The organism is Desulfuromonas sp., from assembly GCF_002868845.1.
Taxonomy (GTDB): Bacteria; Desulfobacterota; Desulfuromonadia; order Desulfuromonadales; family BM501; genus BM501.
The window spans coordinates 49,263-75,180 of the sequence record NZ_PKUB01000052.1 but is presented as its reverse complement, the minus strand read 5'-3'; the positions used below and the strand labels follow the sequence as shown (position 1 = coordinate 75,180).

General features: G+C 59.0%; 23 protein-coding genes, 1 tRNA gene, 1 pseudogene and 2 riboswitches. Of the genes and pseudogenes, 6 read left to right on the top strand and 19 right to left on the bottom strand.

The genetic code is table 11. The features are described 5' to 3' along the window. Positions 1-165 precede the first annotated feature (165 nt). A complete protein-coding gene (locus tag C0617_RS16040; protein ID WP_291318043.1) occupies positions 166-3,552 on the top strand; it encodes an EAL domain-containing protein in 3,387 nt (1,128 codons plus the stop codon). Here C0617_RS16040 and C0617_RS16035 read toward each other — a convergent pair. From C0617_RS16035 to C0617_RS16015, 5 genes are all read right to left on the bottom strand, one after another. Further along, a complete protein-coding gene (locus C0617_RS16035; protein WP_291318042.1) occupies positions 3,544-4,674 on the bottom strand; it encodes an aminopeptidase in 1,131 nt (376 codons plus the stop codon). The genes C0617_RS16040 and C0617_RS16035 overlap by 9 nt on opposite strands. Before the next feature lie 83 nt (positions 4,675-4,757). After that, positions 4,758-5,291 (bottom strand): class II aldolase/adducin family protein, encoded by a 534-nt coding sequence (locus tag C0617_RS16030; protein ID WP_291318041.1) that lies wholly within the window; start codon positions 5,289-5,291, stop codon positions 4,758-4,760. Positions 5,292-5,408: 117 nt separating this feature from the next. Continuing rightward, on the bottom strand, positions 5,409-5,588 hold the full coding sequence (locus C0617_RS16025) for a 4Fe-4S binding protein (RefSeq protein WP_291318040.1): 180 nt from the start codon (positions 5,586-5,588) through the stop codon (positions 5,409-5,411). A 21-nt stretch (positions 5,589-5,609) separates the two neighbouring features. Continuing rightward, positions 5,610-6,389 (bottom strand): response regulator, encoded by a 780-nt coding sequence (locus tag C0617_RS16020; protein ID WP_291318039.1) that lies wholly within the window; start codon positions 6,387-6,389, stop codon positions 5,610-5,612. 128 nt (positions 6,390-6,517) lie between these two features. Continuing rightward, complete coding sequence (locus C0617_RS16015) at positions 6,518-7,357, bottom strand: MBL fold metallo-hydrolase (protein WP_291318038.1); 840 nt, start codon at positions 7,355-7,357, stop codon at positions 6,518-6,520. A 285-nt stretch (positions 7,358-7,642) separates the two neighbouring features. On the opposite strand from C0617_RS16015, the gene C0617_RS16010 reads away from it, so the two are divergent. The 3 genes from C0617_RS16010 to yhbY all read left to right on the top strand — a co-directional run bounded on the left by C0617_RS16010 (position 7,643) and on the right by yhbY (position 8,973). Continuing rightward, the gene (locus C0617_RS16010; protein WP_291318037.1) at positions 7,643-8,083 is read left to right on the top strand and encodes a c-type cytochrome; all 441 of its coding nucleotides are present in this window, start codon (positions 7,643-7,645) and stop codon (positions 8,081-8,083) included. 52 nt (positions 8,084-8,135) lie between these two features. After that, on the top strand, positions 8,136-8,522 hold the full coding sequence (locus tag C0617_RS16005) for a c-type cytochrome (protein ID WP_291318036.1): 387 nt from the start codon (positions 8,136-8,138) through the stop codon (positions 8,520-8,522). 157 nt (positions 8,523-8,679) lie between these two features. Then, the gene (yhbY, locus tag C0617_RS16000) at positions 8,680-8,973 is read left to right on the top strand and encodes a ribosome assembly RNA-binding protein YhbY (RefSeq protein WP_291318035.1); all 294 of its coding nucleotides are present in this window, start codon (positions 8,680-8,682) and stop codon (positions 8,971-8,973) included. 3 nt (positions 8,974-8,976) lie between these two features. Here yhbY and C0617_RS15995 read toward each other — a convergent pair whose 3' ends face one another. Together C0617_RS15995 and C0617_RS15990 are read right to left on the bottom strand one after the other, a co-directional pair. Next, entirely contained in the window at positions 8,977-10,986 is a 2,010-nt protein-coding gene (locus tag C0617_RS15995; protein WP_291318034.1) for an EAL domain-containing protein, read from the bottom strand. 195 nt (positions 10,987-11,181) lie between these two features. Beyond that, positions 11,182-12,315 (bottom strand): deoxyguanosinetriphosphate triphosphohydrolase, encoded by a 1,134-nt coding sequence (locus C0617_RS15990; protein WP_291318033.1) that lies wholly within the window; start codon positions 12,313-12,315, stop codon positions 11,182-11,184. Between the two features lie 176 nt (positions 12,316-12,491). On the opposite strand from C0617_RS15990, the gene rsmD reads away from it, so the two are divergent. Both rsmD and coaD read left to right on the top strand, forming a co-directional pair. Then, positions 12,492-13,067 carry a 16S rRNA (guanine(966)-N(2))-methyltransferase RsmD gene (gene rsmD / locus C0617_RS15985; RefSeq protein WP_291318032.1) on the top strand — a complete coding sequence of 192 codons (576 nt, stop codon included), beginning with the start codon at positions 12,492-12,494 and terminating at the stop codon, positions 13,065-13,067. Next, positions 13,067-13,567: a pantetheine-phosphate adenylyltransferase gene (gene coaD / locus C0617_RS15980; RefSeq protein ID WP_363324383.1), complete on the top strand. Its 501-nt coding sequence runs from the start codon at positions 13,067-13,069 to the stop codon at positions 13,565-13,567. The genes rsmD and coaD overlap by 1 nt, the downstream gene beginning before the upstream one ends. A 66-nt stretch (positions 13,568-13,633) precedes the next feature. On the opposite strand, the pseudogene C0617_RS15975 reads toward coaD, so the two are convergent. The 12 genes and pseudogenes from C0617_RS15975 to C0617_RS15925 form a co-directional block, all read right to left on the bottom strand. After that, positions 13,634-14,353 (bottom strand): annotated as a pseudogene (locus C0617_RS15975) (creatininase family protein). An 83-nt stretch (positions 14,354-14,436) separates the two neighbouring features. Continuing rightward, on the bottom strand, positions 14,437-17,280 hold the full coding sequence (locus C0617_RS15970; RefSeq protein WP_291318065.1) for an EAL domain-containing protein: 2,844 nt from the start codon (positions 17,278-17,280) through the stop codon (positions 14,437-14,439). A gap of 45 nt (positions 17,281-17,325) precedes the next feature. Next, complete coding sequence (locus tag C0617_RS15965) at positions 17,326-17,748, bottom strand: hypothetical protein (RefSeq protein WP_291318030.1); 423 nt, start codon at positions 17,746-17,748, stop codon at positions 17,326-17,328. Between the two features lie 12 nt (positions 17,749-17,760). Further along, the gene (locus C0617_RS15960) at positions 17,761-18,975 is read right to left on the bottom strand and encodes a hypothetical protein (RefSeq protein WP_291318029.1); all 1,215 of its coding nucleotides are present in this window, start codon (positions 18,973-18,975) and stop codon (positions 17,761-17,763) included. Between the two features lie 121 nt (positions 18,976-19,096). Beyond that, a riboswitch (cyclic di-GMP riboswitch) is annotated at positions 19,097-19,175 on the bottom strand. A 384-nt stretch (positions 19,176-19,559) separates the two neighbouring features. Further along, complete coding sequence (locus C0617_RS15955; protein WP_291318028.1) at positions 19,560-19,982, bottom strand: hypothetical protein; 423 nt, start codon at positions 19,980-19,982, stop codon at positions 19,560-19,562. Positions 19,983-19,995: 13 nt separating this feature from the next. Then, on the bottom strand, positions 19,996-21,276 hold the full coding sequence (locus C0617_RS15950) for a hypothetical protein (protein ID WP_291318027.1): 1,281 nt from the start codon (positions 21,274-21,276) through the stop codon (positions 19,996-19,998). Positions 21,277-21,333: 57 nt separating this feature from the next. Beyond that, positions 21,334-21,412: riboswitch (cyclic di-GMP riboswitch) on the bottom strand. A 332-nt stretch (positions 21,413-21,744) separates the two neighbouring features. Next, the coding region (locus C0617_RS17240) for a 7-carboxy-7-deazaguanine synthase QueE (protein ID WP_365889445.1) at positions 21,745-22,367 on the bottom strand (623 nt) is incomplete at its 3' end. Then, positions 22,339-22,710, bottom strand: a complete 372-nt coding sequence (gene queD / locus C0617_RS15945; RefSeq protein ID WP_291318026.1) for a 6-carboxytetrahydropterin synthase QueD — start codon at positions 22,708-22,710, stop codon at positions 22,339-22,341. The genes queD and C0617_RS17240, both read right to left, overlap by 29 nt. A gap of 11 nt (positions 22,711-22,721) precedes the next feature. Then, positions 22,722-22,907: a DNA gyrase inhibitor YacG gene (locus C0617_RS15940; RefSeq protein WP_291318025.1), complete on the bottom strand. Its 186-nt coding sequence runs from the start codon at positions 22,905-22,907 to the stop codon at positions 22,722-22,724. Positions 22,908-23,034: 127 nt separating this feature from the next. Next, a tRNA-Gly gene (locus C0617_RS15935) sits at positions 23,035-23,109 on the bottom strand. Beyond that, positions 23,100-24,455, bottom strand: coding sequence for a hypothetical protein (locus C0617_RS15930; RefSeq protein WP_291318024.1), 1,356 nt, complete (start codon positions 24,453-24,455; stop codon positions 23,100-23,102). Before C0617_RS15930 ends, C0617_RS15935 begins: the two co-directional genes overlap by 10 nt. Positions 24,456-24,518: 63 nt before the next feature. After that, a complete protein-coding gene (locus C0617_RS15925; RefSeq protein ID WP_291318023.1) occupies positions 24,519-25,823 on the bottom strand; it encodes an aminotransferase class I/II-fold pyridoxal phosphate-dependent enzyme in 1,305 nt (434 codons plus the stop codon). Between the last annotated feature and the right edge of the window lie 95 nt (positions 25,824-25,918).

Below are 25,918 nucleotides of genomic sequence, written 5' to 3'. Positions count from 1 at the left end.
AAGGGCGGGTCCCCGGTGTTCCTTTGGTCCGGAGATGCGGGCCCGGCGCTCAGGCTCCTTTTCGTCGCCGATCTCCCCGGCAACAGGTTGACAGAAGGCAGGCATCCGGTAAGCTTAACTGGTTGTAATCTTTTAAGTTGTCACCTCGAACCGGGAGCCTTCCCCATGCTCGGCATCTTGTTGGTAGCATCGATGGCCGGCAACATCATCCCCCTTAGCCTCTTCCCTGAAGGGACCGTTTACCTTGGCGGCGTTGCGGTCCTCTTGGTGGTAAAGCAGTACGGGGTGCGCTGGGGCGTGGCGGCAGCCCTTCTCTCCGGAATGCACACCCTCGCCCTGCTCCATCACCCCTTCTTCGCCATTCTGTTCGTCGGCGAGGCCCTGGTGGTCGGCATGATCCTCAGGCGCGGGGCGGCAAACCTCCTGCTTGCCGACCTGGGCTACTGGCTCTTCTTCGGGCTTCCCCTGTTCTGGTTCTTCTTCAGTGTGATCCTCAAGGTGGACCCGGAAGCGACATCCCGTCTCATGGCGATTCAGGGAGCCAACGGGGCGGCCAACGCCCTTATCGCCACCGGCCTGCTTCGGTTGATAGATGCCCGCCGCAATGTCTTCCCCGGGCTGTCCCTCTGGGAACACTATTTCAATATGATTCTGGTCTGTTTCCTGACGCCCACGGTCCTTGTCATGGCCCTCAACCTGACGGCAATGACCGATGCTCTCAAACCGGATCTGGCTCAGAAGCTGACGATCGAGTGCAATGTCGTCCAGGCCAAACTGGCCTCACTCATGAGCAAGGCGACCCTGGCCCAAACCGAACTGGCAGGCGTGGCCTCCAAGGAGGGGCTGAGACAGACTCGGCTGCTTCAGGATAAAACCGACACCTTTGCCCGTAACTGTCCAGAGTTGGCCGACCTTTGCGTGCTCGATCCCGAAGGGAATCCGCTGGCGCGGGCCAGGTCTTCGAGCAAAACGGCCGGTGAAGCGATTCGGCCCAACTTTCTAGAGAGCCTCCGATCTTCTCCCCACCCTCTCCTGAGCGGAATCCAGAAACTGGGCCCCTCTTCTTCCCCAATCGTCCAGCTGGGAACCCCTATCCAGAGGAAGTCCGGCTTCGCCGGTTTTGTTCTGGGAACCATCGACATGTCCCCCGTCACTGCCCTTCTCCAGGACATGTCTCTGCCCGCCGGTCTTTCACTGACCCTGCTCGATGACCGAAACCAGGTCGTTTCGAGCAGCAACGCAAACAGGAGGCCTGTCGAGCCGTTTTTCAATCAAAAAAGACAGACCCTGAACCTGCTCCACTACCTCTGGAACCCGGTCGAGCAAAAACTGGTTCCCTTGCTGCCCTGGCAGGACCTTCTGACCCGAAGGATTTCGGTGGACCGCTCGGTTCCCTGGCAACTGGCCGTGGAGGTGCCCCAGGCGATACATCAGGCACACCTCGAGAGGCTCTACGTTCACAGTATGGCCATCATGGCTGTGCCGGCCGGCCTCGCCATCCTCCTTGCCTGTGTCGCAAGTCGACGCATGGTTCAGCCCCTGCGGGAACTCGCCCGGGTCAGTGAAAGCTTGCCCGAGAGACTCCGTGAAAACCAGGAGATTACCTGGCCCTCCGGCACCATCTCCGAAGTCGGCACCCTGGTGGAAAACTTTAAGTCCCTCGCTGTGGACTTGAAAAAATCGTACGATGAGACCCACCGCACCAGGGAGAACGCCGAAGAAACCATTGACGGGGTCAAAGCGCAGCGCAATTGGGAGGTTTTCAGGACGGGGCGCAAGCTTCAGAACGAGATGGACCGCCGCCAACGGATCGAAAACCTGATGGCCGAGCTGGAAACCGCAGAATCGAAATATCGTTTTCTGATCGAAAACACCCTGGTCGGAGTCTTCATTATCCACGGAGACAGCTTCTCCTACGTCAATCCGCGATTCGCCGAGATTTTCGGCTATTCCCAGGAGGAGTTGCTGAATGGGATCACCCCCGTAGATCTCGTTGCCCGGGAAGACAAGGTTTTTGTTTCCGGAAACCTCCGAAGACTCTCGCTTGCCGAGGTCCGCAACCTTCAGTATCAATTCCAGGGGGTGCGCAAGGAGGGTCGCACGATCAACGTCGAGGTTCTCAACGGATGGGGGATGTACGACGGCAGGGGGGCGATCCTGGGGACGCTGATGGACATTTCCGAACGCAAGGAGGCCGAGGAGACCATCAAGCATCTGGCCTACCACGACCCGCTGACCGACCTGCCCAACCGCCCACTGTTCCGGGACCATGTCGAGAAGGCGCTGGCCTTCGCCAACCGCAACGGCAATGTGGTCGGCCTGATGTTCGTTGACCTGGACAACTTCAAGACCATCAACGACACCCTCGGTCACGATGCTGGAGATATGCTCCTGAAGGAAGTCTCAAAGCGGCTTCTTGACTGCGTGAGGGAAACCGACACGGTGAGCAGGTTTGGCGGGGACGAGTTCAATATCCTTCTCGCGCCCATTCGCCACGAATCCGATGCGGGACTTGTCGCCCACAAGATATTGAATTCCCTTCAGTGGCCCTTCAAGATAGCCGGGCATGACCTTCATGTCTCGTGCAGCATCGGTATTGTCATATATCCCAAGGATGGCGAGGAGGTTCTTACCCTGATCAAGAACGCGGATGTCGCCCTTTACCGGGCGAAGGACCTGGGGAAAAACAATTACCAGTTTTTCGCCCCGGCGATGAACGCGGGGGCCCTGGAACGGATGGAACTGGAGAACGGCCTGCGCAGTGCCCTGCCCCACTGCGAACTGCGCGTCCTCTATCAGCCGCAGGTCGATCTTGCCACGGGCCGCGTCGCAGGCATGGAGGCCCTGGTCCGGTGGCAGCACCCCTCGGGGGACCTGATACCTCCGGAGGTGTTCATCCCCCTCGCCGAGGAGATCGGGCTGATCTCGGATATCGGGTTCTGGGTGATGAAAACCGCGTGCAGTCAAGCCAAAGCCTGGCAGGAAGCGGGGGGCCGGCCGATCCGGATCGGGATCAACGTGTCGGCCCAGCAGTTCCAGAATGATGATTTTCTTGATATCTTGAACGATATTCTGAAGGAACTCGATTTCGACCCCCGGTGGCTTGATCTGGAGATCACCGAAAGCCTTGTCGTAAAGGACGTCAAGCAGACCGATGCAAGGCTCTGCGACCTGAGAGACATGGGGGTCTCGGTGGCCATCGACGATTTCGGGGTAGGGTATTCTTCCTTGAGCTACCTGAAGGACTTTCCCGTCGACCTGCTGAAAGTGGACCGCTCTTTCGTCAGCAACCTCCCCCACAACGAAAGCGAAGCCAAAATCGCCCGACATATCGTGGAGATGGCCCACTCTCTGAACATCCGGGTGATCGCCGAGGGCGTTGAGAGGACAGAGCAACTCGACTTTCTCCGCTCCATCGGCTGTGACGAAGTGCAGGGCTACATCTACAGCCCCCCCCTTCCCGCAGAATCATTCAGCGTGAACCACATGAAGGACCGCCAGGCCCCCAAAAGGGAGAAGGGCGTTCTGCCGAGTCCGGCCGGCCTATCGTGAAACCGTCTTATCTTCTCCCCGAACCTGGCGTGACGGGGCTGAAGTCGTGTCGTGTTGCATCTCGGCGGAGTCAAGGAGTCGTGCCATCTCGGCCGCCCTTTGACCGGGTGGCTGCCGCCCGATTCTTTCCGCTGCCCGGAAGAAGTCGTTCATGCCCCCTTCCCTGATCAGCAACTCCTGAAAAGCGGGCACGAGCAGACGATAGGTGCTCATCGAAGCCAGTTTGGCATTGTTGAGCTGTTCGCCGAACCATCGGTCATAGCCGGCGTACCCTCCCCAACGGTCCTTCATCTCCCGGTAGTCATCTCGCAGCGAAGCGATGATTCTTTGTTTGGCCGCCCGTTTGGCGGTGAGATCGAGATCCCCTTGGTAGAGGGCGTCGAGGGTTTCCCGGGACTGCATCACGAGGGAGACAAATTCCTCTTCCCGGTCCAGTTTTGCTCGGTACCGTTCCATCTCTTCGGACTCTCCCCGGCTGTCGAGCCAACGGCGGACCCCCTCCAGTTCCACCGCCTTGGCGAACGCCTCATTGAAGGACGAGTCCCCCTTGACGTATAGCTTCTGATGGGCAAGTTCGTGAAAGATCAACCCCGCGACGGAGGTCTCGGGTCCTTGGCAAAAGGTGTTGAGAACGGGGTCGTCGAACCAGTTGAGGGTCGAATAGGCGGTCACACCGTACAGGTAGACGTCGAGCCCCTCGGCTTCGAGTTGCCGGGCCGCGGTTCCGGCTTCCTCGTGGGAGAAATACCCCCGGTAGGAAACGCAGCCGGCTATCGGGAAACACCACTGCATGGGGCTGAGAGAGAACTCGGGGGCCGCGACCACGTTCCAGACCACATAGGGCCGGCCCAGGTCGGCATAGGAGCGATAGCTGCCGTTTTCGGGGAGGAGAAGTTCTGCGCTGGCGAAATCGCGGATCTCCAGGACCTGCGACAGCCGGCTTTTAAGCTCGGGGGAGGCTTCTCGGTCGTCAAGGATTTCGGCGATGGGGCGGCACCGGCCCATGATGTCCAGATGGCCCCGGGCGCACTGGGCGTAGTAGCCGATGTCCGTACATGCGGCAAGTCCGAGAAGGCAGATCCCGCCAGCCACAAGCATCCCCAGGTAAAAATAGGATCTCATAGCGAGCAGAATACCACGGATACCCCTTTCGGGAACAGCCCTGAGCAGAGGCGGTTATCCAAAAAGCGGGCCCGAACCGATATTCAGGGCCGCACCTGGAGGGCGCCGCCCAGGGCGTCGATGAGCAACCGGGCGGCCTGCCCCGCGCTGGGCCCGAAGGCGACGATGCCGTCTTCGTGCCCCCCCATGGAAAATATGCCGCTCGATCCGGCAAACTGATTTCCGAGGAGGCGTGCCACCTCTACGGTCATCTCGACGGTTCCGTAGGGAATGCCAGGCCGGGTAACAGGAAAACCGAGGGCTTCTGCGTTTTTCCATATCTGAGGCGAATGGGCATGGATCACGAACTGGATGGCCGGGTCATGACCGTAGACGGTGGCATGGGTCATGGCCTCGGACGAGGGCTGGACGGGTCCCTTGGCCACTACGCGATTCTCCCTGGGGAAGCACCGGAGAACGGTCGCAAAATGCTCCGGGGTCAATTCCTCGAACTGCCCGGTTTGGGTTCCGCTGATGATGAAGGCATCGGGGTCCTGCCGGGTCCTGTGGCGGCAACTGATATTGCCGAAACCGAATCCCCCGTAGCGCCGGGAATCCTGGCCGATCAGTTGAAGCATGTGGAAAATCTTTCGCCAGGCGCTCAACTCCGTCAGGAGATCTGGGGGTAACGGTGGGGCGGGCAGGAAATCGAGAGAAAACTTGACGACGCCTTCCCGCTCTGCTTCGCGCATCGGTCAGGCCTCGGAGAATTCGATGGCCTGGTGGGGGCATGCCGGGATGCAGATGCCGTCGAGGTCACATTTCTCCTCATCAATGACAGCAATGCCGTCCTCGATGCGGATCGCCCCCTGGGGGCAGACCTTAAGGCAATTGCCGGAAGCCCGGCACCTGCTTTTGTCCACGGTGATTTTCATAATCAGGACCCTTTCGACAGTTCAGCCACCGGAGCGTGCGCAAGGCGCCGAAGAGTCTTCCTTGTCGTGAGAAGGTTCCTCGACAGCGGTCTGGAGTCGCCAGGCTCCGCTTTCCAGGAACAATCGCAGGGCATTTGCCGACTCGGGATTAATCAACAGAAACTCGACCCCGAACCCCGCAGGCATCGAGGGATTGCGGCGGGGAAATTCCTGGTTGAGCCAGGCCACCCGCCCCTGAACGCCCTTGACGGAGGGGCTTCCCCCGGGCAGGTCGAAACTTATGGTAACGCTTTCGCCAGGCGTCACGGCCTGTCGGGACTTGAGATAGATCCCGCTTTGGCTCAGGTCAACGCTCAATGCTTCAAAATCCCCCCGCCCCGTCTGGCAACGGACCCTGGTGCCAAGGGAAAGTCTTTTTTCCCGGCGATCGATATTGAAGAGGTATCGATTCCCGAAGGCCAGAAAGTCCCTTCGAGGGACGGGCTTGATCAGAACCTCCTGGCATCCCGCGTCCCTGCACTTGAGGGCATCGCCCTCCTCGGAGCATGCGATGACCATGATCACCGGGATCGTTTTCAGGACGGGATCCGCCTTGAGATGTCTGCAGCAGGTGATGCCGTCCATGACCGGCATGTTCAAATCCATGAAGATGAGGTCCGGTCGTTCGCGGGCGGCGATTTGGAGAGCTTCCTCACCGTTTCGGGCGGTATATATGGTCGCCGGTGTCTGCTTGAGGTAATCCTTTTCCACCTCGAGAAAAAACTCAAGGTCGTCGACCAGCAGGATCTTGGCACGTGGCACGCTTCCCTCCGAAAAAAAGTCCGAAAATCCGGATGCAGGGTGAGAACCCATGGCGAGCAAATTAGTTCCGCCAAAGATATCACAGGTAAGCCCTTGGTCCAATCGGAAAACCGCGAGACCCGTCAACGTTATCCTGCTTCCAGAGAGGCCCCCACCGAAGCGAAGAAAAAACGCCTCCCGAACCGGGATTGGATCTGAGCTCCCCGCAGCTGCCCGGTGCAGTGAGAGGTTCCTATCTTCTCGATTCCGAAATCCTGCAACGCCCCCAGGGTGGCGTCGAACTGCTCTTCGTTCGCCCCGGCCAGGTGGGTCCCTCCCACCACCGCGTAAATGCGGTCCTTCCCGGTCTGGTCGAGAACGTGACGCATGATGTTCACAAGCCCCGCGTGAGCGCACCCTACGACGACGACCAGGCCCTTCGCTGTGTCAAGGACAAGGGAGAGATCGTCTTTGAAGGGGTCGGGTTCAAAACCGTCCCCCGTATCCGAGGTGACCATCAGGTGAGGGTCGCCCCTCTCGAAGGAGGTCGTACGGGGAACCTCTCCGCTGAGGAAAACCCCCGGTGCGATATCCCGGAACTGCCGTTCGAAGTGAAAGCGGGCGCCGAGCGCCTCGAGGAGAGGCCTTCTGTAGGGGATTCCGATAAATCGCTTTTCGTGTTCCCCGACCCAAAAGCGCTCCTGAAAGATTTCAGGTTGGGCATGAACCTTCAGCTCGCCGGTCGCCCCAAGAACATCGACCAGGCCCCCGGCGTGATCGTAGTGGCCGTGACTGAGGACCAGGGACTCGATGCCGGCGAGATCCTTGTTCAGGACCGAGGCGTTGCGCAGAATGCCCGCACCCTGTCCGGTGTCGAAGAGGTAATTGCCCCCCACGGTTTCCACGAAGCAGGCAAACCCATGTTCCCCCACGGCCTTAATGGGACGCCCGACGGTATTCTCGCACAAAATGGTGAGACGTACTTTCATGGCTGTCTCCGAACTAGAGAGGCGAGGTTCCGGACTCAGCGCTCTTCCCCGCTCATTTTCAGAATACAATAAGACCACAAAGACCGGTGCCCTCGCAACCAAACAATATAATCGGCCGGCAAAGGTAACGGGAGCGGAAAGGGGGGAATCCAGGGTTCCCAAAAGGAGCCGCGGAGAAAGCTGAAGGAGTAGAAAATGTATAAATCTCTGTTATATTTTTTCTGTTATATATCCGTTGAAAATTCCATTCCAACCGACAAACCGCTTCTAATTTAGGGAGGTTTCATGGTGCGCTTCTGGGTATTTGTGTCAATCCTCTGTTTGCTTTTGATGGGCTGCGGCAAGGAGGGGGAAAAGGCTCCCCCCGTAAAATCCGCCCCCGTTCAGGCCAAGACCGAAACAGCACCGCCAGCCGCAAGCCTTGCCCCCTCGGGAGAAGACCAACCGGAGCTCGAGAAGGGCGCGGCTGACAAGGACCTTGGCGCGGGAATCTATCAAAAGGCATGTGCGGCCTGCCATAGCGCCGGGGTGGCCGGGGCGCCGAAGACCGGAGACAAGGAGGCCTGGCAGCCAAGGCTCGCCCAGGGAATGGAAACCCTGGTGTCCCATTCCCTCATTGGATACAAAGGGGCTGCCGGCTATATGCCGGCTCGGGGAGGAATCGCAACACTCTCCGACGAGGAGGTCAAGGCAGCGGTCCACTTCATGATCGAAAAGAGCCGCTAGGATGAGTCCTGCTGCCCCCTTTCGGAAAACGATCCCTTGCAGAACCGGGCAAATGGGAATCCGCCTGGGACTGGTTTTCGCAAGCGCTCTTTTGTTGACCTCCTGCGGACCGGCCCGAGATGCCTCCGAAGCCCAGGCTTCTGTCTCGGCGGAGACCCTCCTCTCGTCCACCCCGGAAACGAACCAGGACGAGGGGGAAAGGGTTTTTCAAAAGCTGTGCGTGATTTGCCACGGCCTGGGCGTCGCCGGTGCGCCGAAAGCAGGGGACTCCGAGGCCTGGGCGGCGCGCATCGACCAAGGCATGGAGACCCTTGTCGAGCATGCCCTTCTCGGCTTTCAGGGCGAACAGGGCGTCATGCCCCCGAGAGGAGGCGACATGTCCCTCTCCGATGCCGAGGTGGAAGCCGCCGTGTCGTACATGGTCGAAGTGAGTCGATAAGTCCCTTCTGTCCCATGAAAAAGCAGGGGCCGCGACCAGCGGCCCTTTTTTCTTGGGGCGAAACGGGATCTCGTCTATAATGCCGCGTTTCTCGTTGCGGAGAAGGCTCTGCGTACAGAGAACCTACCCTCACCCCAACTTCGTTGAGAGTCATCCTATGGAAAAATTGAGCGGCAAACAGGCACGCTTCCTCCGCGGCCTCGGGCACCATCTGAAACCTTGCGTCATGTTGGGCAAAGAGGGACTCACGGACAGCCTTGTCGCCTCCGTGGAGGAGGCCCTCGAGATTCACGAACTGATCAAAATCAAAATCCAGGAGGGTTGCCTACTGGATCGCAAGGACGTTGCCGAGACCCTCTCCCAAAGAATGGGCGCCCAGGTAGCCCAGGTTTTAGGCAGAACAATCCTCCTTTACCGGCGGGGAATCGACCCGAAAATCAAGCTCCCCTGAGCTTCATCCGGAAAGAAGCTCCGTGACCTCCTCGGCTTTGAGGGGAACGCTGAAAAGGAACCCCTGGATCTTGTCGCAGCCCTTTTCGCTGAGGAAGTCACGCTGTTCCGCCTTCTCGACCCCCTCGGCGACCAACTCCAAGTTCAGAGTATGAGCCATGGCGATCACCGCTGCCGTGATCGCCTTGTCGCCGGTATCGTCCGGAATCCCGGCAACAAAGGACTGGTAGAGTTTCAACGTGTCGATGGGGAACTGCTTGAGGTAGCTCAGGGATGAGTACCCCGTTCCAAAATCGTCGATAATAACCTGAACTCCCATCGCCTTAAGTTGATGCAGGGTATCGATGGCCTGCTTGACATCTTGCATGATCACGCTTTCGGTGATCTCCAGCCCCAGCCACCGCCCCTCCAGACCCGTTTCCTCCAGTATCCTGGCGACCAGTTCCACAATGCTGCTCTGAAAAAACTGCCGCGCAGAGACGTTGACCGACATCCGCTGTGGTGGCAGTCCCGCCTCTTGCCACCTGCGATTCTGCACGCAGGCCTCGCGCAGAACCCACTCGCCGATAGGGTCGATCAGACCGGTCTCCTCCGCCAGGGGGATGAAATCGGAGGGGCCGACCGGTTTCGCCTCGGGTTGCTTCCAGAACACGAGTGCTTCCATGCCCTCGACGAGGCCAGTGCGCAGATTCATCTGCGGCTGGTATCGCAGGGCGAACTCATCCTTTTCAAGAGCCTGATGAAGACGGTTTTCAAGGATTAGGGCACTGAGAGAGTAGTTCCCGATATCCGGGAAGTAAAACTGATAGTGATTCCCCCCCATCTGCTTGGTTCGAGTTCTCGCCGCGTCGGCGTTCCTTATCATGGTCTCGGTGTCCTCGCCGTCATAGGGAAACATGGCCAGGCCGATGCTCGCCGACAGGTGCAGGGAGTGCCCCTGGTAGCTGAAGGGGGCCTGCAGGGCTTCGAGCAGTCGAGAGGCCAGCCCTTCGGCCTTCTCGGGGGATTCAACGTCTGTGGCCATCAGTAGAAACTCGTCGCTTCCTGCCTGGGCGAGGAACTCCTCCCCCTCAAGGGCATCGGACAGCCGCCCGGAGATCTCCTTGAGAAGAACCTCTTCTGCGGGATGGCCCAGGGTCCTTACAATGGTCCGGAAACGATCGAAGTCCAGGTAAAGGACCTCCAATTCCTGTCCCTTGAGCCTGGCCGCGGCAATGGCCTCGTCGAGCCGCTCTTTGAACAGTTGCTGCTTGGGCAGACCGGTGACGGAGTCGTAAAATGCCAGCCGGGCGATGGCGTTTTCATTGCGTTGTCGCTCCAGCTCCGCGGAAGCGCGGGCGGCAAAAATCCTCAGCATCGATTCGGCCCGGTAACGGTCGGTGATCGGCCGGCCATCCATCACTGCGATGAGGCCCATGGGGTTATCGTCCGAATCGAACAGGGGGGTGCCGACGAAGCTCTCCACTCCCCGCTCAGACAGGAGCGGGGAGTGGGGAAAGTGCCGCCGCGCATCCTCAGCCAGGCAGAAGGAGTGCCCGTCCCTGATTTCGCCGCAGGGGGATCCCTCGAGAGGGTCGATGAAATTGGCTCGTTTTTTCCCCCGCACCGAGACCGCCACGGTTTTCAACTCGTCGCCGTTCTGATCATCGAATTGTCCGATAAAGGCATACTCTACGTTCAACGCCCGGCTGAGTTGAAGGGAAAGCTGGTCGAAAAAAGCGTCTCCCACCTGGGCAGAAACCCCCCGCATGATCTCCTGCAGCCTCTCGTCTTCCCGTCGCTGCGAAGAGAGGTTGCCGCGCACCAGGGCAAAGACCAGGACGGCCGAGAAACAAATAAAAAGCCCTTCCTTAAGACCTTTGAGCAGACCCGGAGAAGACGCGGGGACGACCAATTCCAGAACGTTGGCGGCAAATAGGGACCATGCCCCCCAAAACAGCAGGTAGCCAGCAACGACCCGGAGAGCCGCATTTTTACGGTTTGGGACTGCTGGCCAGTAGGAGGTGTCTTTCATGATGTCGCCGTTCTCCCTTTCCCCAAACAGATCTCTTTATAAAAGCTAGCCCCGGCTGGTGGAAAGTCAAACGGCTCCTGTCGCGAAGAGGCCCCCCAGGCCCTGGCGGGGCCCTCTTCTTAGCGACTCAACGGCAAAAAGGAGGACCGCCGGGGCAGCCCTCCCTTGGGAAATGAAACGTGTCCGGACACGCTGTCAGACCCTCTCGTAGGGCTCAAACAGTCTTTTGTATTCGTCGAGAGCGTAGCGGTCCGTCATCCCTGCAATATGGTCGCAGATGACCCTCTCGCGGCCAGCCTTTTCGAATTTGTTCTGGTAGTTGAAGGGGAGCAGGAAGGGAGACGAAATGTAGGTTTCGAACAGGAGGGTAATGAAACGCTCCGCCTTGACGCGCATGCGTTCCACCTTGTAATGATGGTAGAGCCGATGGAAAAGGAACGACTTCAGCTGGCCGTTTTTCCTTTTCATCTCGGGGCTGAAAGCAACGAGGCGGGAAGAGTGGCGGCGGACGCTTTCAAGGTCGGTAATGCCGTGGAGGGTGATGTTGCTGGCCGTGGTGACGACCAGGTCTTCAATCAGGGCGCCGATGAGATGGCTGATGGTCTGGTAGATGTGACGTTCCTGGTCGAGAAGAGGGAACTTTTCACTGACCAGGCGGGAAGTTTCATCCCAGAGGTCCAGACCCACCAGATCTTCCTGCCGGATATGGCCAGCTTTCAGCCCGTCATCGATGTCGTGGTTGTTGTAGGCGATTTCATCGGCGAGGTCGATGAGCTGGGCCTCAAGGGTGGGCTGGATCTCCGGGCGATATTCGGCCGCATCGGAGGCGTCCGGGTGGTCGAACTCGGAAGAGTGCTTGATGATCCCTTCCCGGGTTTCCCAGGAAAGGTTGAGGCCGTTGAACCCCGGGTAACGCTCTTCGAGTTCCTCGACGACCCTCAGGGACTGCCGGTTATGTTCAAAACCGCCGAACTCGGCCATGAGCCGGTTGAGAACGTCCTCCCCGGTGTGGCCGAAAGGGGTGTGGCCCAGGTCGTGGGCGAGGGCGAGGGCCTCGGTCAGGTCCTCGTTGAGGGAGAGCCTGCGGGCGATCCCCCGGGCGATCTGGGCCACCTCCAGGGAATGGGTCAGGCGGGTCCGGTAGTAGTCCCCCTCGTGGTTGACAAAGACCTGGGTCTTGTACTCGAGGCGCCGAAAGGCCGCGCAATGGATGATCCGGTCCCGGTCCCTTTCAAAGGCCGGCCGGGAATCCTTGAAAGGCTCGTCGAAGCGGCGCCCCAGGCTCTCCTTGCTGAGGGCCGCATAAGGGGCCAGTGCCTTTCTTTCCATGGGCATAGTCCCTCCAAGAACATACTCGCGCAGGTTGACATTGAAATGGTCCGATGAACCTTAATGTACTGTGTCCAAAAGAAATCCGCAACCCGCTCGGTTCTTGACGGCTTCGGGGGGCTGTGCTAATTTCTCGCTAATTTTGGACCCGAACGCCTGCGGAGAAGAGGCCTGACGTGCGCATCATCGGCGGAACCATGAAGGGCAAAAAGCTGGCGACATTTTCCGGCCGCCATATCCGCCCCACGCCGGACCGGGTGCGCGAGGCGATCTTCAGCATTCTTTTCAGCAGGGCCGGCACCCTTTCCGGCAACTCGGTCCTGGATCTCTTTTCGGGGACCGGCGCCATGGCCCTGGAGGCCCTGAGCAGGGGGGCCGGCCGGGCCGTATTGATCGACCAGGGGGCGGAAGCCGCCCGGCTCATTACCGAGAACCTCCGCGCCTGCGAGTTCCTGGAGCGGGCGGAGTTCAGGAGTCAGGACGTTCTCTCGGCCCTCCCCCGCCTGCCCGCCGAGCGCCCCTTCGACCTGATCTTTCTCGACCCGCCATACCGGAAGGGGCTGGTTCCGACCGTGCTGGAGGCCATCGCCGTTCGCGGGCTCCTCGCCCCTGGGGGCTGGATTGTCGCCGAAGAGGCCCGTGGCGAGGATGTCGCACCGCTGCCGGGCGGGCTGGTTCTATGCGAAAGCCGCAATTACGGAGCGACGGCGGTTCATCTTCTCACCCACAACGAGCAGAAAGCGCAAGGGTAATGCCGAGTCATGTTGCAGTGTATCCAGGGTCTTTCGACCCTGTCACCTACGGCCACCTGGACATCATCCAGCGCGGCCTCCAGGTCTTCGACAAAATCGTCGTGGCGGTCGCTCGGAATTCGGAAAAAAACGCCCTTTTCACCATCGATGAACGCCTGGAGATGATCCGCGAAGCCGTTGGGAACGAACCCCGCCTGGAATTGGACACTTTTGACGGCCTGCTGGTCGACTACGTGGTGTCCCGAGAATCCCGTGTCATCTTGCGTGGACTTCGGGCGGTTTCCGATTTCGAGTACGAGTTCCAGATCGCCCAGATGAACCACACCGTTCAGGAAAAAGTGGAGACCCTGTTCATGATGACTTCGGTCCCCTACGGCTACCTGAGTTCGTCCATCGTCAAGGAGGTCGCCTCCCTGAAGGGCCCCGTCGATTCCTTCGTCCCTCCGGTGGTCAAAAAGGCCCTCGAGAAAAAGTTCGGCCCGACAAAATCGTCTCCCTGAGGACGCCGCCCCCCCCAGCTTCGTGACCGGCCTCCCCTGAACCGACGGGTTCGGCTTCGGACGACCTTACTCCTGCCAGTTTTCCAACTTCTCCACCAGCCTGTTCAAAGCGTCCAACACCACCTCCTCGATGCGAGCCCCCTTCTCTGCCGATGCCTTGGTCGGATCCCCCCAGACCCCTCCCGGCCAGTACTTGCGCTTGTCTCTAACCAGAATACCGTTCGGAAAGGAGGGAAACTCCCTCTCCGCCCTCCCCTTCACCAGATGGGGGTGGGAGTGGAGGATCCGCGAGGTTTCGATCTCCCCGGCGTGGGAATCCCCTTCGGTTTCGATGATTCCACGCCCCTGCCGCGATGCAAGCATGTATTCGGACAGAACCGCGACCCGGATGTCGTCGAACCGCAGCAGAAGTTCCTCGCCGGCGTCGATGAGGGCCGAGGTGTGGGTCCCCCCGGCATGCCCGGTGAGCAGGACGAAGTTGCGCAGACCCTGCCGATGGAGCGCGGAGACGATATCGAGGGCGAGGGCCTTCAGGGTCGCCGTCGTGATGGAGAGCGTCCCCGCGTGCTGGGAGGTCTACCGGCAGACGCCGTAGGGGATCGGCGGGGCGATAAAGATCGGGCGCCGCTGAGCCAACCTGCGCCCTACCTCGACGGCATGCAGGGTGTCCGTGGCCAGGGGCAGGTGGGGACCGTGCTCCTCTGTGGAGCCGAAGGGGATGAGGACGGTCCGGGTTTGGTTCAATCCTTCGGCGAATTCGGGCATGGTCAGGTCTTCGATGATCATGGCTCGATGCAGTTCTCCTCTGAGATGAGAAATATAGAATGACCCCAAGATATCCGAGGAGGGAGCGTTTTTCTAGAACAAATTCAGGGCTTGACGAGGGACAGTGAAGGGATGAGGTCCCGGGGGGACTCGAGGAGGGCGGTGAACTCGTCGGCGGGGAGAGGCTTGCCGAGGAAAAAACCCTGGGCATGATGGCATTCGTTGAGCTGAAGAAAGACGAGTTGGGAGCGGGCCTCCACCCCCTCGGCGAGGACCTCCACGCCAAGGCTGCGGGACATGGCAATGATAGCTTTGGCGAAGGCCTCGTCGGCCGCCCTCTCCCCGATATGCCGGATAAAGGCCCTGTCGATCTTGAGCCGGTCGATGGGAAAGTCCTTCAGGTAGCTCAGGGATGAGTAGCCGGTGCCGAAATCGTCGATGGCCAGGCTGATGCCCATTTCTTTGAGGCGGCGCAATATCAAAATGTTTTTCTGAACATTCTGAATGATGGTGCTTTCCGTCAGTTCCAGTTCCAGATACTTCGCATCGAGGCCGGTCTCCTCAAGCACTCTCTCGACCATTCCGATGAAATCATCCTGCTGGAGCTGGCGGCCCGAAATGTTGACGGCCACGGTGGTCGGTTTCAGGCCGGCCCGTTGCCAGGCCTTGTTCTGGGCGCAGGCACTGCGCAGAATCCATTCGCCGAGGGGGATGATCAGGCCGGTCTCCTCGGCCAGGGGAATGAACCGGCCCGGAGGGATCAGTTCCCCATCGCCACCCTTCCAGCGAACCAGGGCCTCGCTGCCGATGACCTGGTGGTTGCGGATATCGAACTGGGGTTGGAAGTGAAGGAGGAAATCCTTCTGCTGCAGGGCGCGGCGCATCTGGTTTTCTAGGTTCAGTCGGTCCTGGGTCTGGACATCCATCTCGCGGGAGAAGAACTGATAACAGCCGCCTCCCTGCCCCTTGGCAAGGTACATGGCTGTGTCGGCGTTTTTCAGCAGGGCCTCCGGGTCCGACCCGTCATGAGGGTAGACCGCGATGCCGATGCTGGTCGAGCAGAAGATGGTGTGCCCTTCCACTTCGATTGGCTCCTCCAGCCCCTCTATAATCCTTTCTGCGGCCAGAGAGGCATCCTTCTCTTCGACCATTCCCGGAAGGATGACGACGAACTCGTCACCGCCAAAGCGGGCGATGATGTCACTCTCCCGCAGGCACCCGGCCAAGCGCTGGCCGACCGACTTGAGGAGGAGGTCCCCGAAGGTGTGACCCAGGGAATCGTTGATGACCTTGAACCGGTCGAGGTCCAGGAACAGCACCCCCACCCTCTGTCCCTGCCGCCGGGCCAGGGCCAGGGCCTGCTTCAGGTTGTCGTGCAGGACCTTGCGGTTGGGCAGACCGGTCAGGAAATCGACCTCGGCGAGTTGGGCCAGGCGCCGTTCGGCTTCCTTGCGCTCGGTGATGTCGAGGGAATACTCGATCATCTGGACCACCTCTCCGGCGGCGTCGAAAATGGGATAGCCATGCACCTCGAAAATCCGGTCCCCGTGGAGGTGTTCGGTGGTCACCGGTTCTTTTGTCCGGACCACCTCCTTGAGGGGGCAGATATGCTCCTCGCCGCGGCATGGGACCGGCGAATCGTGGGTCAGTTGGTGGCAGGTGACGTCCCCGAGGCCGCCTTCGGGCCGAAAGACGGAATTGGACATAGATATGGTGTAGTCGGCCACGTTGACGACGTAGAAGGGATGCTGGATGGAATCGAAAATATTGTTCAGGAACCGGTGCTGCTCCTCGATCTTCATCTGGGCCCGTTTCAGATCGGTGATGTCGATCCCGACACAGACGTATCCCTGAGTATGACCGTCCCCGTCGAAAAGCTCGGTCCCTGAGAAAAGGATCGGAATCTGCCTCCCATCGCTGGCCCGAAATTTTCTTTCCTCGTTCTGGCACACAAGGGTCGCCGGTGTCGCCCTCCCCTCCCCGGCCGTTACAAGAATGGCGTCGATCTGTTCCCCAAGCGCTTTCCCTTGCTCGTACCCGAGCATGTCGAGAAGGGCCTTGTTGACCGTTTTGATGTTCAGGTCCTCGCCGACCACCACGAGGCCGTCGCGCATATTCTCCAGGATGTTGTCTACATAGGCCTTGGAAACCGTCGTTTTGAGGAGGTTTTCCGTCATCTGTAAAAACGCGGATCCCAACTGGGCGATCTCGTCCCGGGACTCCAGGTTCATCTCGGGCGGATGGATCGTTTCGCCCCTGCCGAAGCGCCCCACCATCTCCTTGATATGGCCCAGGGGTCTGATCAGCATCCGATTGCCCACGTAATTGACCAGGATGAGGGTGACCAGGAGAACCAGGGCGAACAGGTTGATGAGGAAGATGTTGGAGTATCTGGCCCTCACCTTCAGAAAGGCGAGGTCGTCGATCACCGTCTTGTTGTATTTTTCGGCGGACTTGGTCAGCTTGGCGAGAAGTTCTGTTTGGAAAAGCCCTACCTTGCGAACCTCCTCGAGACGTGTCGTCGGGTCTTCGCCCCGGGCAAGAACTGGGTAGAGTCGGGATGCGAGATCGAAATATTCGCGGTACATATAGATCAACTTGTCGCAGCCCCGATGTTCCTCCATGTGCTGGTAGCGCGCGTCTCCCTTGAGGGAGAGCATTTCGTCGAACACGGCGAGGATTTCGATCCCAAGACGGTTGGCCTCGGCGACCGACTCCGCCTGCCCGACGAGATAGCCCTCTTCGTAGAGAGCCTTCTGCTCCTTGAAGAGGTTGAGTACCCTGGTACTTTTTTGGGCTAGAGGAAAATCAAAATCCTCTGTTATGGCCAGGTGTTCGGACACCTGGGTGTTGGAGTACAGCATCGAAAGGGTAGCCACCAGGAAGCCGAAAAAAGCCACGTTGACGCACAGCCAGACTTTCTTTTTGATGCTGTTGAAAAAATTCATATTCAACACCGGGTTTCCGAAAAAATCGTGAAAGTGTCTGGGCGTTTAACGAATTTCCAAGCTTTTGACCGTCTCATCCAGTGACTCCGGGAGGATATACCCGATGGCCAAGGGATTCGAAGCGACGAACCTCTTCATGGTCTGGTCGTCCGGGAGGCTCTTCGGCGGGGTTCCCGTCCCGGAAAAGAGGGCTTTGCGCCAGTATGTGAAGAACTGCTGGGGGGTCTTTTTGACCACCCCCCGGGTAAATGACTCGTTGGCGGCAGTTTGCTCCTGGACAAAGACGGTAATGGACTGCCCGTCGGGCCAGGTGGTCCTCTTGCCGAGAAAGATGTTCTTGGCGTCCTGGGCGCTGATAGTCGAAACGGGGTTCTCCTGGTGGGTGATCACCACATAGTCGGCGGTCTCGGCGGCGCTGACCGCGGCCACTGCCAGGAGAAACAACACTGAAGCAATCATCAGTCTCATCGGTTTCTCCTCCTAGAAATTGAACGAGGCCTTGGCCACCGCATAGTTCCAGTCTTTTTCGAGACCGTCGGGGTTGAAGATCTGCAACCCCAGGGCGCCGCCGTCCACGTGGTGCCATTCGGCCTTGACCAGCCAGTTGTAGTTGATGTCGTAGCGCAGGGCGACACCGAAATCCTTTCGCCAACCGACAAAGGATGGCAGCCCCATCTCCTCGAAGCCCTTCCCTCCATGGTCGGCCTTGTTGGCGTAGAAGTGGTCATAAAGGACGGAGAGAGTGAGTTTTTCCAGGGGTCTTACGCTGGCCTGCCCGTACCAGCCCTGGGACCTTTGGGATGGCACTCTGGACCCCAAAACCTCGCGGTCCGCTGTGAACTCCGTGTACTCGGAGGCGAGGGTGAAGAGTCCTGTGGTGTATTCAAGGGAGAAGACGACGAAATCCTTATTCCGTGCAGTCGCCTCTTCCTGGGTCACCTTGCCGGTGCCGAATTCGGTCAGTTGGATGTCGAAGTCGGTGCTGCCGTTGAAATAAGATGCCCCGATTCGGAGCCCGTCCAGGGACGTATTGTAGATCAGGGAGGCACCGTAGACATACTTGTTGTCCGCGTCCATATCGGTGACCAGACCCAGCCCCTTCTGTTTTGCGGTGCGCTGTGCCAGGTTCTGCACCCGGCGGGCCTGCCCCGAATCGTCGGGGAAGTCTGCCTCTCCGGCGTAGACCTGGTAGTCGACATCCCCCATGTCGGAAAAGAAAATGTTGCCGTAAAGGCCTATCCCCGCAGCGGCGACGAGCAGGTTGCGCTTGTTCTCATCGTAGACACTCTGGGGCAACCAGGCCATGGGGCGCAGGAAATCCGAGTCCCGCCCCTGGTTGTAGAGCCCGATCGGAAGCTTGATTTTCCCGATGCGCAGCCCGAGCCAGTCACGGTGGCGGTAATCGGCCACGGCCCAGTCGAGGCGCACGTCGTTGTTGCCCTCCTCACCAAGGTCCCGGGAGAGGAGTTGAAGACCGAGGCGGAGCTTCCCGCCCAAGCGGGAGTGGAGGGTCACCCCCATTTCGTTGATCTCGAAGGTGCCGTCGGTGGTCTGTGCGAGGAAATTGTTCCCGTAACTGTACATGTAGCCCTGAGAGAGGAAACCGTTGATTCCCAGGGGGCCACGCTCGAAAGCCCACGCGCTGAGGGGCAGCGCAAGGATGAGTGAAAGGGTCAAAAGGGTCAGGCGTCTCATCGCTCCTCCGTGAGAGAAAAATCTGAGCACTCCATGCGCCCAAAAACAAAAAAACCGTCTTTCAACCGAAGACGGGCGTAATTCTTATCGAACTTAGATCCAAGGGAATTTCGCTATTCTCTTCGGCAACCCGGCCATCCGGCTGGGCCGGATCCGTGGCTTTGCGTCACCAGATCGCTCTGGTTTTGCTATTTTCTGGGAGAAGGGGCGATCAACCTCCTGTAGAGTCGAAACTCCGAATATACGAAAAATTAATATTAGATTTTCCGATAACTTACGAGTGTAAATATAAAACGTCCCCCTTTTGCCCACAATGATTTATTGATTATATTTCCCTTAAAAGACAACCACGAAGTCCGATGCCGCCCACATGGTCTGGAAGGCGTACCAGGATGAATAAAGTATTGGGGAAGCGGCTAGTAAAGGCCGATGAAACGATGAGTCTGGGGAATGAGCTGCCTCCCCCTGAAAGACAAAGAACCTATATTAAGCGGGCACCATAGCCAAAACGTCATTCAGTAGGCAAACCTCAAGCCGTTGTTTAAATACAGGGTTTCCGAAATTGGCTGGAAGTGCCGGGGGGGTTAGCGGATTTCGACGACCTTGACCGTGTCGTCCAGCGCCTCCGGGGAGATGTACCCGATGGCACCGGGGGTTGAGGCGACCGACTTCTTCATGGCCCGGTCTTCAGCGAGGCACTTTGGCGGGATTCCCGTCCCTGAAAAAAGAGCCTTGCGCCAGTAGGTGAAGAATTGCTCGGGGGTCTTCTTGACAACCCCCCGGGTAAACGATCCGTTGACGGCTGTCTGTCCCTGGAGAAAGACGGTAATCGCCTCCCCCTCTGGCCAGGTACTCTTCTTTCCGAGGAATATGTTCTTGGCTTCCTGGGCGCTGAGGGTGGAGACGGGGTTTTCCCGGTGGTTGATCACCACGTAGTCGGCAGCTTGGCTTGGATCTCCCAGGGCCATGCCGAGGAGAAACAGCACTGAAACGATCATTAGTTTCATCAGTTTCCCCTTTTTAGAAATTAAAGGAGGCCTTGGCCACGAAGTAGTTCCAGTCCCTTTCGAGCCCCCCGGGATTGAAGATATCAAGTCCCAGAGCGGCGCCGTCCACATGGTGCCATTCGGCTTTGACCAGCCAGTTGAAGTTGATGTCGTAGCGCAGGCCTATGCCGAAATCTTTTCGCCATGCGACATAGGAGGGGAGGCCCATCTGTTCGTAGCTCTTTCCACCATGATCGTTTTTGTCGGCGTAGAAGTGGTCGTATAGTGCAGAAAAAGTGAGCTTTTCCAGGGGACGTATGCTGACCAATCCGTACCAGCCCTGCGATTTCTCGGGCGACATTGGCGTCCCAAAGAGTTCCCTTACCGAGGTGAACTCCGTGTATTCTGAGGAGATTGTCATCTCCGACGAGACGTATTCCAGGGAGAATACCCAAAAGTCATCCAGCCCACCGCTTCCATCCGTTTTGAACGGCTCGGCTGAAAGGGAGTTGGTCAATTCAATTTCGAAATCCGAGAGCCCCTTGAAGAAAGATGCCCCCAGCCTCAGCCCGTTAAGGGGAGGGTTGTAGATGATTGACCCCCCGTAAACATACTGGTTGTCGGGCTCGAACTTGGTGAGCACCCCCAGTCCTTCCTGTTGAGCAGTTTGTTTGACCATGTTCTTGAACCGAAGGACCTGCCCGGAATCCTCTCCGCAATCCCCTTCCCCGGCAAAGGCTTGATAGTCCACATCACCCAGCCTCGCAAGGGGGAGGTGCCCGTAGACACCGACCCCGGCAGCAGAAACCATAAAGTTTCGTTTGTTTTCGTCGTAAATGCCCTGGGGAAGAAAGGCCATGGGGCGCAGGAAGTCCGAGTCTCGCACCTCGTTGTAAAGGCCTATGGGTAATTTGATTTTCCCCATGCGCACCCCAAACCAGTCCCGGTAGCGGTAATCCCCAATGGCCCAGTCTAGGCGCACATCGTTGTTCCCGTCCTTCCCCAGGTCGCGTGAGAGAAGCTGGAGCCCGAGCCGAAGTTTGTCGTTCAGGCGTGAATGAAAGGTCACCCCCATCTCGTTGACTTCGAAGGTCCCGCTAGTCGAGTCGGCGAGAAAGTTGTTCCCGGAACTGACCAAGTAACCCTGGGAAATGAAGCCGTTTATCCCGAGGTGGCCCGGCTCGAAAGCGCTGACTGTCAGGGGATGGCCGAAAGAAAAGGCGAGGAAAAATAGGAGCAGGCGTTTCATCAGTCCTCCGTAATGGAAAATTCTGAACACTTCATGCGGCCCAAAAAGAAAAAACCCGTCCTTCAACCGAAGGCGGGCGTAATTCTTGTCTGACTTGGAACCCAGGCGAATTTCGCTGTTCTCTTCGGCAACCCGGCCATCCGGCTTAGCCGGATCCGTGGCTTTGCGTCACCAGATTGCTCTGGCTTTGCTCTTTTCCAAGAAAAAGGTTAATCAACCTCCATTGGAGCCAACATTTCGAACATATAAAAATAAAACATTTTTTTTCAACCACTTATGAGGCGAATATAAAACTTTCCCCATTGGCTGACAACGATTTTTAAATTATTTCCCCTTAAATAGTCCGGCCACATGATCTGGGTTGCGTGACCGGATGAAGGCTTGGGGGGGAACGGCTAGAGAAGCCCCATAAATTGATGGGTCTGGGGAATGACGCGGAGATGGGGGTGGATTTGGGCGGCCCGCTCCTGAAGGTCGAGAAGGGCGCGGGCGGGAAACCCGACCCTGCCGTCCCGGGTGACCGGCTGCAGGATNAGAGGGACATCGGGGCCGACCTCGTGAACCATGCGCGCGGCGTTTTCCACCTCCCGGGGGGCGGTCTCCTCGCCGACCACGACCTTGACGAGGCAGTTCCGGTCGCGGGCGAGGGCCAGGAAATTGGAATGAGCCTGCCAAGGGGTGGGCGTTCCGCTCATGGATGCGAGTTTGATGTCCATGGAGATCCATTCGAGATGCGGCAGGAGGGGCTCGAGCGCATCCGGCAGGGTGCCGTTCGTCTCCAGGTGCAAAGGAAGAATCTCCGCCAGGGCGGGCACCCAGTCGAGGAGCGAAGACAACTGCACCAGCGGTTCGCCGCCGGTAAGGCTGATGGAGTGGTGGAGCCCGGGAATTTTACCGCACCACGCGGAGAGGATGTTGGTGAGGGTCTCCAGGGAGACGGGGTTGGGAAGGGTGCGGAACTGCCCCGAACCGGGGGCGTCCTCGATGCGGCAGTCATCCGCAGGGGCGAAGGGGGTGTCGCAGTAGCTGCAATCGAGGTTGCACAGGGCAAAACGGAGGAATATCTGCAGGCACCCGATCAGCAGCCCCTCGCCCTGGATGGAGGAGAAGACCTCCAGGAGTTGCGCCTCAGTCTTCGGTGTAACTGGCACAGGCATAATCGGATTCCCAGACGTTGACCTTTTCCACCCGGACGTTGTCGTTGTTGAGGCGCTCCGAAAGCCTCTGAAAGAGGTGCCGGGCAATGTTCTCCGAGGAGGGGCTGGTCTCCGTGAAGGGGGGCAGTTCGTTCAGGTATTTGTGGTCAAGGTCGTTGAGGATGTCCTTGGTCTCCTGCTTGAGGACCTTGAAATCGATGCCGAGCCCTGCCTTGTCCAGTTCCCGTGCCCCGACGGTAACCTCCACCTTCCAGTTGTGGCCATGCAGGTTTTCGCACTCCCCCTGGTAATTGTTCAGGTTGTGTGCGGCAGCGAAATGCGAGTGAATGGTCAGATGGTACATCGTCCTCTCCCTTAATCCTCCGGGTCCTTCGGTTCCGCTTTCTCTCCGGCAATGCGGTAGTCGCCATCGGCCCAGCGTCCGAGGTCGATCATTTTGCATTGTTCAGAGCAGAAGGGCCGGTGGGGATTCCCTTTCCAGGTTTTGTGCTTGCCGCAGCGGGGGCAGCGCACTTTGAAAATTTCGATCTTTTCGGTCATCGCCTCTCCATGGGGCATTTCTTACAGAGTACCTGGAAAGCCGGGGTATTCCAAGGGCCCCTCTCGACCCGGGAGACAAACAAAAGCCCTAATGTCCCGGAACGGAATTAGGGCTCGAGTATTTAAATGGAGCGGGAAACGGGATTCGAACCCGCGACCTTCAGCTTGGGAAGCTGACACTCTACCACTGAGTTATTCCCGCTCATTTCCGGGCCGATTATAGGAGCGGCCCGATGCCTTGTCAATCCTTTTCTGGACAAGCGAAATCAGGAATTTCTCGGCGTCTCCCCGGCTTCGAATCCTTCCCAGCATCTCCTCCCGGCGAACCTTCTCAAGGAGAATCCCGATATGAGGTCCTTCCCCGATCTTGAGTCGTTCCCGCAACCAGGCCCCGTTCAGCAGGTCTGGAACCCTTCCCCCCACCTCGTGGGTCCGAAAGGACTCCAGCAAGGGAAAGAGAGTGCCGGCCAGTTCCCCCGGGGCGCCGTTGGCAAGGGCGGCAAGGAAAGCGGCGGCGGCGATGGACTCCCTCCCGAGACTGTCCACCCAGAGTGCCCGGCTTCGTTCGCGGGAAGCCAAAGCGGCGATTTCTCCCCAGCGGTCGTCGCTGAGACCCGCCAGGCTGACGAGGGCGGCCCTTGAACGCCGGCTTAAGCGCAGGGCGTCGGACAGGAACGCGGCCTCCCGGGGGCGGTATCCCTTCAGGAAAAGGGCGATCTTGAGCAGGGTCAGAACCGAGACCCCCTCCTCTGCCTCGGCGGCCAACCGGCTTTCCAGCCAGCCCCTGTCCCCTTTCCCCAGCAGGGCGTCGATGAGTTCTTCGCACCTCGTCACCCTTGCGACCCCGTCTTCAAAGGAACCGCCAGGTCCGCAGGGCCCGAAGAGCGAAGTCTCGAGGTGGAGGAGGCCCAGGGGAGACAGGTTTCTCTTCGCCGGCGGGCATGCAAACAGGGCCGCGACCTCGCCTCTGACCCTCTCCCCTGCAATCCCGCCAAGGCCCGGGGCGGCGCCCTTCATGCGCTCGAAGGTTGCCCCCTCTATCTCAAAAGCAAGCGATGCCCGATGGCGCGCCCCCTTGAGAATCCGCAGGGGATCGTCCATGAAGACCTCGGCGGAACAGCACCGCAGCATCCCTTCCCTGAGGTCCTGTCGGGCCCCGAGGGGATCGTGCAACTGGAGGGAGGAAGCGAGATCGAGGGCAAGGGCGTTGATGGTGAAATCGCGCTTGCGCAGGTCGTCATCGAGATCGGTGCCGCGGAAGGGGGCGAAGTCATAGGTGAGTCTGCGCCCCTCGACCTCCGCAACGATGCGGCTTTGGCACCGTGCGGCATCGAGGGAAAACCAGGTCCCGCCGAGACGGCGGGCGAAGAGTTTGGCTAGGGGCGTCGGATCCCCGGGAGTGGCGAAGTCGAAATCGGTGGAGACACGATCGAGTTGCCAGTCCCTCAGGGCGCCTCCGACCAGAAAACATCGTTCGCCGGCCCCCAGCAATGCAGGAAGGTCGGGGAGGATGCGGACTGATTCGAGAATGGCCTTTAACCGCTCCACGGGCGCGATCCCCTGGCTTGAAAAAGGAACGGGGCCCGCATGGGGCCCCGTTTGTCGGAAGGGTCAGGACAGGTCCTGGACCGCCTGGTAGATGATATCGAAGAGTTCGGGGATGTCCTCTTCGGCAATGCAGGAAAAGGCGATTCTCAGATCTGTCTTGCCGATGGAGATGCCACCGACCCCGTACTTGTCGAGGAGGTGGACCCGCAGTTTCTCCGCATCTACCGTCTTCAACTTCAGGCACATGAAATAGCCGGAGTTGAAGGGGTAGTAATCCCAGGCCTCATCTAATTTCCCGGAGTCGAGGACCCGCTTCGTCGCCAGGGCCCGTCCCTTCATGACCTCGAACTTCTCAGCCTTCTGCTGAAGGAAGTCGGGGGAGCGCAGCGCCTCGATGACAAAGGTCTGGGAGGGATGCGGGCAGTTGGAGATCCGAGCCCGGATGACCCCCATGGTCTTCTTCTCGAGGGCGGTGATCACCGGTTCGTTCTCGTAGTCGTTGCCATCGGCGAAGGTGATGAAACCGGTGCGGAAACCCCATACGAACTCTTCTTTTGTCGCACCGTCGAGCTTCACCGTGAGGATTCGTGGGTGGAGGTTGGCGAGTTTGCCGTAGAGGGATTCCTTCATCGAATCCTCGTAGAAGAGGCCGAAGTAGGCGTCGTCGGTGACGGCGACGATGTTGCATCCGCCCTCGGCGACCTCCTTGATCGCTGCGACGATGGCGTACCCTTCGGCGACGGTGGGGGTGTAGCCGCTCGGGTTGTTGGGGAAGTTGAGCAGGACGATGGCCTTGCCCTTTTCGGCGGCGGTGTTCTGCAGCACCGCCTTGAAGGCGTCGATGTCATAGCCGCCGGTGACGGTGAAGGTCGGGAACTTCTTGACGATCGCCCCGGAACAGACGCCAAAGGTGAGATTGTAGTTCCCCCACATCATGTCGGGGCAGACAAGGTGGTCGCCCCGGTCGACGAACATGTCGGCGACGACCGACAGCCCGTGGGTCAGGGCGTTGGTGACGATGGGGTTGGAAAAATGTTTCCCCCTCAGGCTCGGGTTCTCGGAGAGCATCTTTTCCCGCCACAGGGAGCGGAGCTCGGGCTTGCCGGCAGGGGGGGCATAGGGGTAGATGTCCTTCGGGTCGAAGGCCGAGAGTTTGTCCTGAATGCACTGCAGGAACATCGGGCCGCCCTTTTCGGTGGCGATGCCGATGGTGGCATTGAATTTATGGGCCTTCTCTTTGGCTTCAGCAGACTGGGTCAGAATGCCCTTGGGGAAAAACAGATTTTTTCCCAGGTCGGAAAGCATTTCCAGAACATGGGGGCTGTGCTGGGCGAGTTGGTCGTTCAGTTCTTGGGCCAGTGGATTCATTGATGTCCTCCCGGAACATTTGAGATTAGCAAGGATGGCGCTCCTGCAAGGCGCCTTCCGGCGCCGGGTTCGTATTTAATCAAGCTTTTCGAGCC

Bases quoted from the DNA above. Each gene is read 5' to 3' on its own strand.
- yhbY (WP_291318035.1), top strand. From the start codon at position 8,680: ATGGAAAAATTGAGCGGCAAACAGGCACGCTTCCTCCGCGGCCTCGGG.
- C0617_RS15965 (WP_291318030.1), bottom strand. From the start codon at position 17,748: ATGAGACTGATGATTGCTTCAGTGTTGTTTCTCCTGGCAGTGGCCGCG.
- C0617_RS15990 (WP_291318033.1), bottom strand. From the start codon at position 12,315: ATGGAAAGAAAGGCACTGGCCCCTTATGCGGCCCTCAGCAAGGAGAGC.
- C0617_RS16015 (WP_291318038.1), bottom strand. From the start codon at position 7,357: ATGAAAGTACGTCTCACCATTTTGTGCGAGAATACCGTCGGGCGTCCC.
- C0617_RS15960 (WP_291318029.1), bottom strand. From the start codon at position 18,975: ATGAGACGCCTGACCCTTTTGACCCTTTCACTCATCCTTGCGCTGCCC.
- C0617_RS16005 (WP_291318036.1), top strand. From the start codon at position 8,136: ATGGGAATCCGCCTGGGACTGGTTTTCGCAAGCGCTCTTTTGTTGACC.
- C0617_RS15925 (WP_291318023.1), bottom strand. From the start codon at position 25,823: ATGAATCCACTGGCCCAAGAACTGAACGACCAACTCGCCCAGCACAGC.
- C0617_RS15995 (WP_291318034.1), bottom strand. From the start codon at position 10,986: ATGAAAGACACCTCCTACTGGCCAGCAGTCCCAAACCGTAAAAATGCG.
- C0617_RS16030 (WP_291318041.1), bottom strand. From the start codon at position 5,291: ATGCTTCAACTGATCGGCCAGGATTCCCGGCGCTACGGGGGATTCGGT.
- C0617_RS15955 (WP_291318028.1), bottom strand. From the start codon at position 19,982: ATGAAACTAATGATCGTTTCAGTGCTGTTTCTCCTCGGCATGGCCCTG.
- C0617_RS16040 (WP_291318043.1), top strand. From the start codon at position 166: ATGCTCGGCATCTTGTTGGTAGCATCGATGGCCGGCAACATCATCCCC.
- coaD (WP_363324383.1), top strand. From the start codon at position 13,067: ATGCCGAGTCATGTTGCAGTGTATCCAGGGTCTTTCGACCCTGTCACC.
- C0617_RS16035 (WP_291318042.1), bottom strand. From the start codon at position 4,674: ATGAGATCCTATTTTTACCTGGGGATGCTTGTGGCTGGCGGGATCTGC.
- C0617_RS16010 (WP_291318037.1), top strand. From the start codon at position 7,643: ATGGTGCGCTTCTGGGTATTTGTGTCAATCCTCTGTTTGCTTTTGATG.
- C0617_RS15940 (WP_291318025.1), bottom strand. From the start codon at position 22,907: ATGACCGAAAAGATCGAAATTTTCAAAGTGCGCTGCCCCCGCTGCGGC.
- queD (WP_291318026.1), bottom strand. From the start codon at position 22,710: ATGTACCATCTGACCATTCACTCGCATTTCGCTGCCGCACACAACCTG.
- C0617_RS16025 (WP_291318040.1), bottom strand. From the start codon at position 5,588: ATGAAAATCACCGTGGACAAAAGCAGGTGCCGGGCTTCCGGCAATTGC.
- C0617_RS15970 (WP_291318065.1), bottom strand. From the start codon at position 17,280: ATGAATTTTTTCAACAGCATCAAAAAGAAAGTCTGGCTGTGCGTCAAC.